Source organism: Prochlorococcus sp. ALOHA_ZT_50 (genome assembly GCF_022447305.1).
Taxonomy (GTDB): Bacteria; Cyanobacteriota; Cyanobacteriia; order PCC-6307; family Cyanobiaceae; genus Prochlorococcus_A.
The window spans coordinates 1-10,186 of sequence record NZ_JAKVCI010000037.1 but is presented as its reverse complement, the minus strand read 5'-3'; the positions used below and the strand labels follow the sequence as shown (position 1 = coordinate 10,186).

The 10,186-nt window shown below is 31.8% G+C and carries 8 protein-coding genes and 1 pseudogene; 5 read left to right on the top strand and 4 right to left on the bottom strand.

The annotated features are described in order from the left end of the window. The first annotated feature begins 332 nt into the window (after positions 1-332). Positions 333-1,115, top strand: coding sequence for a response regulator transcription factor (locus tag MK115_RS08495; RefSeq protein WP_025971596.1), 783 nt, complete (start codon positions 333-335; stop codon positions 1,113-1,115). Positions 1,116-1,117: 2 nt separating this feature from the next. On the opposite strand, the gene MK115_RS08490 is transcribed toward MK115_RS08495, so the two are convergent. Genes MK115_RS08490 through MK115_RS08480 form a run of 3 tightly spaced genes read right to left on the bottom strand, consistent with a single transcriptional unit; the run spans position 1,118 to position 5,010 of the window. Continuing rightward, on the bottom strand, positions 1,118-2,080 hold the full coding sequence (locus tag MK115_RS08490; RefSeq protein WP_287610745.1) for a DNA polymerase III subunit delta': 963 nt from the start codon (positions 2,078-2,080) through the stop codon (positions 1,118-1,120). Beyond that, positions 2,077-2,715, bottom strand: coding sequence for a dTMP kinase (gene tmk / locus MK115_RS08485; protein ID WP_287610744.1), 639 nt, complete (start codon positions 2,713-2,715; stop codon positions 2,077-2,079). The genes MK115_RS08490 and tmk overlap by 4 nt, the downstream gene beginning before the upstream one ends. Beyond that, positions 2,716-5,010, bottom strand: coding sequence for a heavy metal translocating P-type ATPase (locus MK115_RS08480; RefSeq protein WP_287610743.1), 2,295 nt, complete (start codon positions 5,008-5,010; stop codon positions 2,716-2,718). A gap of 121 nt (positions 5,011-5,131) precedes the next feature. On the opposite strand from MK115_RS08480, the gene MK115_RS08475 reads away from it, so the two are divergent. Further along, positions 5,132-5,653: a photosystem I assembly protein Ycf3 gene (locus MK115_RS08475; protein WP_002805833.1), complete on the top strand. Its 522-nt coding sequence runs from the start codon at positions 5,132-5,134 to the stop codon at positions 5,651-5,653. Positions 5,654-5,658: 5 nt separating this feature from the next. Here MK115_RS08475 and radA read toward each other — a convergent pair whose 3' ends face one another. After that, the gene (gene radA, locus MK115_RS08470; protein WP_287610742.1) at positions 5,659-7,020 is read right to left on the bottom strand and encodes a DNA repair protein RadA; all 1,362 of its coding nucleotides are present in this window, start codon (positions 7,018-7,020) and stop codon (positions 5,659-5,661) included. Between the two features lie 107 nt (positions 7,021-7,127). Here radA and rpaB point away from each other — a divergent pair, with 107 nt between their 5' ends. From rpaB to MK115_RS08455, 3 genes and pseudogenes are all read left to right on the top strand, one after another. Continuing rightward, a complete protein-coding gene (gene rpaB, locus MK115_RS08465; protein WP_025892447.1) occupies positions 7,128-7,874 on the top strand; it encodes a response regulator transcription factor RpaB in 747 nt (248 codons plus the stop codon). After that, entirely contained in the window at positions 7,875-9,281 is a 1,407-nt protein-coding gene (gene plsX / locus MK115_RS08460; RefSeq protein WP_287610741.1) for a phosphate acyltransferase PlsX, read from the top strand. It abuts the gene before it with no gap. A 53-nt stretch (positions 9,282-9,334) separates the two neighbouring features. Then, positions 9,335-10,099, top strand: a pseudogene (locus MK115_RS08455) (beta-ketoacyl-ACP synthase 3); the annotation flags it as partial. Positions 10,100-10,186: the final 87 nt, after the last annotated feature.

Below are 10,186 nucleotides of genomic sequence, written 5' to 3'. Positions count from 1 at the left end.
TTAGTTAATTCTTATTGGCAAACTGAAAATCTCTATTTAATTCAATTTTTTTTTAAACTTTATAGTGGCAATCTGAATTAGATATTCTTTCAATTTGAACCATTATTTGCTTCTAATAATCCATAGATTATTAAGAAAAAGTGAATAAAATCGAAAGAAATTATAAAATTTCAACTTTTGTAAAAATTGCAATTTCTATCTAATCTGTTGTTAACACTAGGTTATTTGATAATTCTAATTGATAAAATTGTTTACAGTAATTCAGCAATCTTTATAAATTCTTGAGAGAATCATAATACTAAAACTTAATTTTAATTTAATAGTTTATAAATATGAAAATTTCAATCCTTTTAATTGAAGACGATCGTGATATGCGTGATTTGGTGGCTAGGCATTTAGAACATTCTGGTTTCGATGTCCAAAAAGCTGAAGATGGAATTAAAGGACAAGCATTAGCTCTTCAATATTCACCAGATTTAATACTTTTGGATTTAATGCTACCAAGTGTTGATGGTTTAACTTTATGCCAGCGACTAAGAAGAGATGAAAGAACATCAAATATACCAATTTTGATGATAACTGCTTTAGGCGGCCTTAAAGATAAAGTTACTGGGTTTAATTCTGGAGCAGATGATTACATTACTAAACCATTCGATTTAGAAGAATTATATGTACGCATAAAAGCTTTATTAAGAAGAACCAACAGAGCACAATTAAATTCTAGTAACCAGCAAGAAATATTAAATTATGGCCCTTTAACTCTTGTTCCGGAAAGATTTGAAGCTATATGGTTTGAATCTCCTGTTAGGTTAACTCATCTTGAATTTGAACTTCTTCATTGTCTTTTGCAGAGACATGGTCAAACTGTATCACCAGCATTAATTCTTAAAGAAGTATGGGGATATGAACCTGATGATGATATTGAGACAATAAGAGTTCATATTAGACACTTACGCACTAAACTTGAACCCGATCCACGCAAACCTATTTATATAAAAACTGTATACGGTGCTGGATATTGTCTTGAGTTACCTATTGGTTCTCAAGTGGAAACTGCTAGGCAAGAGTTTATTCAAGCAAGAAATCCTGACTTGATAAATTCTGCAGTAGATTAATCTCATATATCTTCCATTGAAATTTTTAAAAAAGTAATTTCCCATGCCAACCTTGGTTGAATGTTTTTTCTTAAGAGGTATTTTAAATTTTCAAGTTTTTTAACTAAACCGATATTTTTTGTTTTTCTCCACCAAATTGTTTGAATTAAATTTACTAAACAAATCTGTTGAAAAATTTCTAATTTTTCAGATATTGATTTAGATATTTCTAATATTTCCAGACTATTTTTAATTGGAGAATCCAATTTACTTATAATTTCATCTGAAAAATCATTCCAAATTTCAATATTTTTCAATAATTGATTTGGAGATCCATTTGCAGAGTTTATTAAATCTTCAAATTTTAATTTTGTATTTATCTTTAATTTAGAAGTATCTAAATATTCTTTTAAAATTGACTTTATTTGTTTACTAGAAAAAGATCGAAATCTGACGATTTGACATCTTGAGATGATCGTATCTAAGAGAAGGTTTAATTTAGATGTTAGTAAAATAAAAATGCCGTTACTAGGTTCTTCTAAGGTTTTTAAAAGGCAATTTGAGGCTGCTTCGTTTAAGAGGTGTGCATCAATAATTAAAACAATTTTTTTTTCTGAGTTTATTGATTTTTGACTAAGAAAAGTTTTGATATTACGTATTTGAGCAATTTTAATAATCTCAGATCCACTTTTTATTGTTTTTTCAAGATCGGAACTTCCTGAACTTTTTGTTGCCAAAAGAGAATCAGGTTCAATAATTAAAAAATCAGGATGGTTATTGTTTGTAATTCTCTCTTCAACATTTTCGCTTGGTGAAGACTGTTTGAAAATCTCTTTTATAAATTGAAGAGCAGTTTGCTTTTTGCCTAATCCTTCAGCACCATAAAATATATAACCATTAGCCAATGATTTGTTTTTAATTATGTTCTTAAGAAAGGTATTGACTTCTTCATTCAAGAAAAAATTATTTTTTTTAACCTCAATCATTTGTTATTAGAAAAATTGTTTAGCAAAGTCTCTTTAATTTGATTAGAAATAGTTTTAATATTTTGTGAAGCAGATATTACTTTCCAGTTTTTTTGTTTGGCAATTAGTTTGAAGCCTTCATTTACTTTTTCTAAAAATCTAATACCTTCTGATTCTATTCTGTCTGGAATTTCATTTTTTCTTCGGAATATGCTCTCTTCTGGAGAAATTTCTAAGAAGAAAGTGAGATCTGGAGATGCTCCTTGACACACAATAGATTCAATATTTTTAATTATTTCTAAATTTATATTTCTTCCATAACCTTGATAAGCCAGTGTGGAATCGGAAAATCTATCACTTATTACCCAATCATTGTTATTTAAAGCAGGTGAAATAATTTTGGAAACGTGTTCAGCTCTATCCGCTGAATAAAGCAATAATTCTGCAAGAGATGAAGGCTTGTTATTTTCATTATTATCAAGAATCAGTCCTCTAAGTTTTTTTCCTAAAAGACTGCCTCCAGGCTCTCTAGTTGTGATTAATTTAGACCCTTTCTTTATTAGACCACTATTAGGAAGCCATTTAGATAGTTCATCTATTTGGGTAGTTTTACCACATCCATCAATACCCTCAATAACGATAAATTTTCCTTTCATTTAATCCAAAGATAAAGCATTAATTACAACTGTAATAGAGCTAATAGCCATCAATAATGCTGCTATTGAGGGAGTAAGAAGAATACCGTATTTAGGGAATAAAATGCCGGCGGCTAAAGGTATAGCTAGTAAGTTGTAACCAAAAGCCCATGTTAGATTTTGCTTTATTTTTCTTATAGTTTTTTTTGCAAGATTTAAGGCGTAGGGTAATCCATTTAGTTGATCTCCCATCAATACTACATCTGCATTTGCCTTGGCTATTTGAGTCCCTGATCCCACCGCAATTCCTAAGTCTGAGGATGCTAAGGCTGGGACATCATTAATACCATCACCAATCATTGCCACTTTATTATTAATTTTTAAATTTTCTATAGTCTTTAGCTTCATTTCAGGAAGAAGATCCCATTTTACTTCTGTTTCTTTACAACCAATTTTTTTTGCTAAAGCTAAAACTGTTTGTTTCCTATCTCCACTTAAAATATTAATTTTAAATTTGTTTTCTCTTAAATTTTGAACTGTTTTAATTGAATCATCTCTGAGTAAATCTCCGAGCAAAATAAAGCCTAATAACTTATCTTTGATACTTACTCCAATGATAGTGTTCGTTTTTGTTTCTTCATTTTCAATGACTTTTTTTGCATCACTATCAATAATTATTCCTTTGCTTAGTAGCCATTCAATATTTCCAATATTAATAAGTCCATCAATTGACTCAAGTTCTCCAGAAATACCTCGCCCTGAATGAGTAAAAATTTTTTTTATTGGAAATAAACTTAAATTTTGCTTTTTTGCCTCTTGAATTAAGGCATCTGCGATTGGATGTCTGCTTTCCTTTTCTAAACTGGCAGCTATTTTTAATAAAAATGAATGATCATCATTATTTTTATAATCAACAATGAAAGGCTTACCTTTTGTTAAAGTACCTGTCTTGTCAAAAATAATGTGATTAATTTTTGAAGCCATCTCTATTTTGTCCCCGCCTTTAAATAAAACTCCCTTTTTTGCTGCTTTACCTGATGCGACAGTTATTACAGTTGGGGTGGCTAAACCTAATGCACAAGGACAAGCTATTACTAAAACAGCAATTGACAATTGAATTGCTAAACTCAGGAAATTCTCAGCATTACTACCAAGCGAACTATGAAGTGTATGGCTTGAGTGAGTGATTAATTCATGATTGTGACTTAATAAATCAGGCCATATGTTTCTTGCCCCCTTCCACCAAAAGAAGAAGGTTAAAGTAGCAAAAATAAGTACAAAGTAAGTAAATTTACCTGCAATTTCATCAGCAATGCTTTGAATGCGAGGTTTTCTAGCGTTTACAGACTCAATAAGATTTACTAGTTTTGCAAGAGAAGAATCTCCTCCGACCTTTTGTACTTTAAGTCTAAGAGTTGAATTAAGATTTAAAGACCCACTAGATAGATTTTCGCCTTCTTTTACTTCTATAGGTTTGGATTCTCCAGTAATATGTGAAACATCAACATATGAATTACCTCGGGTAACAATGCAGTCAGCAGGTACTCTGTCTCCTGCTAAAACTTGAATCTCTTGATCAGGTCTTAAAGTGTTCACTCTTATTGACTTTATTTGATTGTCTTCTGTGTAGATATTTGCCATTTCAGGTTGAAGATCTAATAATTCTCCAATGGATGAACCAGTTTGATATCTTGCTCTTTCTTCTAAGTAACGCCCAATCAGTATGAAGCCTAACAGCATAACTGGCTCATTAAAAAAACAAGGAAAACCAGTGGCAGGAAATATTAAGGATAGAAGACTTGTTGTATATGCGCTAATTACTCCAAGAGCTACTAAAGAATCCATATCGGGATGGTTCTTAATAAATGATTTAAATCCATTAATAATTATTCCTCTGCCAGGAAATAATAGAGCTAATGTTGCTAATGAAGCGTGAAAAAATATATTACCTAATATTGGAAAATTTATATATCTTCCTTCTGCCAGATGACCTAATCCTGAAAATAATAAAAGTAATAGGGCAAAAGTTAGTTTTTTCCATTGATTATTCCACTTCTTTTTTTTTTCTAATTCTGCTTTATTTATTTTTTTTGAAAAATCATTTATGTAAATCTTTGATGGGAAACCATTCTCTTTTAGATTTTCGAGAACTGTTTCTATTTCTATATGTTTCTGGGTAATTTCAAAATATGCACTTTCAGTAAGCAAGTTAACAGAAACATTTTCAATACCATCAGAATTATTCAATATTTTTTCAACAGTACTAACACAACCTCCGCACTTCATTCCTGTAACGCTTAATTGAATGCTCTCCATATTTTTCACGATAGAAGCAAATTAATGCTTGACTTTATATTTAACTATAATAATAAATGTAATAGACTTTTTAAATAGTTATTTTTTAAATTACTATATTAATTTTATTAGATTTTGAGCAGTGCCTAGTAATCAAAACAGAGACAATTTTATTGATAAAGCTTTTACTGTAATTGCTGAATCTATTGTAAAAATAATGCCTATCGCTGAGAAAGAAAAAAAGGCATATATTTATTATAGAGATGGCTTAGCTGCACAAAATAATGGGGATTATTCGGAAGCATTAGAGTATTACAAAGAGAGTTTACTGCTTGAAGAAAATAAAATTGATAGGGGTGAGACTTTAAAAAATATGGCAATAATATATATGAGTAATGGTGAAGAGGATTTGTCTATTGAAACTTATGAAAAAGCATTAGTAGAAAATCCCAAACAGCCATCATGCTTGAAAAATATAGGTTTAATTTATGAAAAAAGGGGAAGATATGCTGAGCAAAATGGTGATTTAGATCAGAGAGATATTTGGTTTGATAAAGCTGCTGAAGTCTGGTCTAAAGCAGTGAGACTTTATCCAGGTGGGTATCTAGATATTGAGAATTGGTTGAAAAACTCAGGCAGAAGCTCAATTGATATGTACCTTTGATTTTTTTATTTTGATAAAGAATAATCAACTGCTTCTTTAATATTGGATATCTCTTTGATATTTATTAAATTTTGAAAATTATTATTTAGTTCCTCCTCTAGTTTTGGCACTACGATATTTTTGATCCCTAGTCTTACAGCTTCTTCTATCTTTGTTCGAAGGTTATTCGATTTTCTAACCTGACCGCTCAAACCCAATTCCCCAATAAATGAGCTATTTGCCAAAGGAGGAATATTTTTCAAACTTGATAAAATTGATATTGCTACACCTAAGTCAGATGATGGATCATTAATCTCAAAACCCCCACCAGTAGCTATATAACAATCAAATTCAGATAATTTTATCCCTACGTGTTTTTCAATAACAGCTAGAATTTGATGCAATCTATTTATGCTAATTCCAGTTGTAGTTCGTCTTGGGTTACTGTAGAAAGTTTTATTTACCAGTGCTTGTATATCAACTGCTAATGGTCGAGTGCCTTCATTTGTAATCGTAGTTGTTACACCTGAAATATTTTCTTTATTTGTAAAAATTGAACTTGGGTTTTTTATCTCTCGTAAACCCTCTTCAAGCATTTCAAAAATTCCAATCTCGAAGGTCGATCCAAATCGATTTTTTATACTTCTTAGTAATCTATGTGAGGAAATATTATCTCCTTCAAAGTTTATTACTGTATCAACTAAATGCTCTAGAGTTTTAGGGCCAGCTAAAGCACCATCTTTGGTTACATGACCAATTATTAGAAGAGCAATATTATTGTCTTTGGCAAGATTTTGCAATTCAGATGAACATTCTCTAACTTGAGAAACCGATCCTGGAGAACTTTGCATTTCATGATTATGGATGGCTTGAATACTATCAATAATTGCGAAACTTGGATTTACACGTTTGATCTCTTCAATAATTAGGGATAAATTGGTTTCTGCAAAAATTTGTAAATCAATACTGTTTTGATTTAATCTTTCCCATCTAATTTTTACTTGTTCTAAAGATTCTTCTGCAGTTATATATAAAACTTTCTCATTAAGAGATATTTTTCCTGCTGATTGAAGAACTATTGTGCTTTTACCTATACCTGGTTCTCCTCCAAGTAAAACAACAGATCCAGGTACTATTCCACCTCCAAGCACTCGATCAAATTCTCTAAAACCACTTGTAAATCTTGATATTTTTTTTGATGAAATCTCATTAAATAGTATAGATTTTTTACTATTTTTTATATTTTTTATTTCTTGATATTTAGATCTCTTACTTTTTATTTCTTCAACAATGGAATTCCATGAGTTGCAATTTAGGCATCTACCAAAGTATTGAGAAGTTTCAGATCCGCAATTCTGACAAATAAAAGTAGATAATTTGCTAGACATTTAGTCTCTGAATGAAGTAATGGAACTAGAATGTTTGGGATATTGCCCCTCTACAAGTTAGATTAGGTTAATAATAAATTCTCTTACTGATTAGCTAATAGAAACAAATGGCTCTATCTAGTCAAACTAAAGAAACTATACTTGTCGCAGATGACGAGGCAAGTATTAGAAGAATTCTGGAGACACGTCTCTCCATGATTGGCTACAAAGTTGTAACTGCAAGTGATGGTAAAGAAGCACTAAAGTTATTTAAGGATTATGAACCTGATTTAGTAGTGCTTGACGTCATGATGCCAAAGCTAGATGGTTATGGAGTTTGTCAAGAATTAAGGAAAGATTCTGATGTTCCAATTGTTATGTTAACTGCATTAGGAGATGTTGCAGATAGGATAACAGGTTTAGAATTAGGGGCTGATGATTACGTAGTAAAACCATTTAGCCCAAAGGAGTTAGAAGCTAGAATTAGGTGCGTTCTTAGAAGAATCGACAAAGAGCAAATTCCTGGAATGCCTAATTCAGGATTAATTTTGGTTACGGATATAAAAATTGATACAAATCGAAGACAAGTTTTTAAAAGTGATGAGAGAATTAGATTAACTGGTATGGAATTTAGTCTCTTAGAGCTTTTGGTAAGTAGGTCAGGAGAGCCATTTAGTAGAGGAGAGATTTTGAAAGAAGTTTGGGGATATACCCCCGAGAGACATGTAGATACAAGAGTCGTGGATGTTCATATATCAAGATTAAGATCAAAACTGGAGGCTGATCCAGCAAATCCTGAATTAATTTTGACAGCAAGGGGTACAGGATATCTTTTTCAACGGATTGTCGATATTGCTCCTTTTGATGGTAAATAAATGGGGAAAGAAACAGCGCAAAAAATTAACAAGCCCAGAGCTATTAGAAGATTAGTTATTTGGTACAAAAGAAATTCGGCTGTGACTTCTATAGTTGATACTGCTGCTAGTTCTGCAGCAACGGCTAGTAATGTTGCGGGTAATATGGTTTCTGGTGCTGGATCAGTAGTAACCACAGCTAGTAATGTTGCAGGTAATGTTGCAGGTAATGTAGTTTCAAGTGCTGAATCTGTTGTTAATACTGCTAGTAGTGTAGTTTCAAATGCTAGTTCAATAGCTAAAAATACATTACAGCCATTAGTTTTTGACCCATTAAAAAGATTACAAAATAACGATAATATTTTAGATAGGGTGGAGGAATCTCAATCTAAAAGAATTTGGATCGCAGTTGATGGGATGGGTGGAGATTATGCTCCTGGTCCAATTCTTGAGGGTTGCCTAGAAGCAATAAGTAGATTTCCAATAAATATAAAGTTTGTCGGCAAAATTGAAAAAGTTAAAGATGCAGCAGAAAAAACTGGTTTAGCAGAATTATTAGAAAATGAAATAGATAATAATCGTCTTGAATTAATTGATAGTGGAGAGCCTATTGGGATGAATGAAGAAGCTACTGCAGTTAGAAAAAGGAAAAATGCAAGTATAAACGTTGCAATGGATTTAGTGAGAAATAATAAAGCTGAAGCTGTCTACTCAGCGGGTAATTCAGGCGCCATGATGGCTTCTGCCATATTTAGAATTGGGAGATTGAAAGGGATTGATAGACCAGCTATAGGAGCATTATTTCCAACAAGGGATCAAACTCGCCCGGTATTAGTTTTAGATGTCGGTGCAAATACTGATTGTAAGCCATCTTATCTGCATCAATTTGCTCTTCTAGGTAATATTTATGCAAAAGATGTCTTACAAGTAAAAAAACCAAGAATTGGCCTTTTAAATATTGGAGAAGAAGAATGCAAAGGTAATGATTTATCCCTAAAAACATTTGAATTATTATCTTCTGAAAAAAGTTTTGATTTTGGAGGTAATTGTGAAGGGCGAGATGTATTATCAGGTAGTTTCGACGTAGTAGTCTGTGATGGATTTACTGGAAATATATTATTGAAATTTCTTGAATCTGTGGGAGGAGTTTTATTAGATATTTTGAGATCTGAGCTGCCACGTGGAAGGCGGGGGAAAGTTGGTTCAGCTTTTTTAAAAAGTAATCTACTCAGAATTAAGAAAAGGTTAGATCATGCCGAACATGGAGGAGCTTTATTACTTGGGGTGAATGGTATTTGCGTTATTGGTCATGGAAGTAGCAAATCTTTATCAGTAGTTAGTGCTCTTCGCTTGGCTCACTCTGCAGTGAATCATGGTGTTATGGACAATTTAAATCAACTGCAAAAGCTTCAAGTTTTAAATTCATAAAACATATTGAGTCAAATTTATGTTTGACTAATATAAGTAACTAAAAAACTCTTTTGGAAGGAATAAATTTTAATCAGATTGGAGTGTCATTCAAGGGAAGCGGAAGTTATGTACCTGATCAAATCCTAACCAATCAAAAAATTAGTCAAAAGGTTGATACAAGCAATGAATGGATAAAATCTAGAACTGGTATTTCTGAGAGAAGAATCTCTAGCGTAGAAGATAATGTTACTGAGATGGGTTATAAGGCTGCTCTAACTGCTATAGAAATGGCTAATTGGGATATTAAAACGATTGATTTGATTGTTTTAGCTACTTCTACTCCGCATGATTTATTTGGATCAGCGCCATCCATTCAAGCTAAATTAGGGGCAGCTAATGCTGTAGCTTTCGATTTAACTGCAGCTTGTAGTGGTTTTTTATTTGCCTTAATAACAGCCTCACAATTTTTAAAAGGGGGTAGTTTTAAAAGGGCTATTGTTATTGGAGCAGATCAATTATCAAGCTTTGTTGATTGGAATGATAGAAGAAGTTGTATTCTCTTTGGAGATGGTGCAGGTGCATTAGCAATTGAAGCCACTAATGAATTTGATAATTTAATTGGTTTTGATATGAGAACTGACGGAGAAAGGGGTTCTTTTCTTAATCTTCCATCAAAAAATAATAAAGATTCAATAATTGATAATATTGATTTTTTAAGTGGAGGTTTTTCTCCAATTCAGATGAATGGTCAGGAAGTTTATAAATTCGCAGTTAAAGAAGTTCCCCTAATTCTTGAAAAGTTGTTAAAAAAAATGATATTGATATTCCAAGCAAACCTATTACAAAACTCAAAAAAGAACTCCCAGTAGAGAAAAAGCCTTTCCAAGAATTTATTAACATACATCTAATTCCTGCTCTTATAG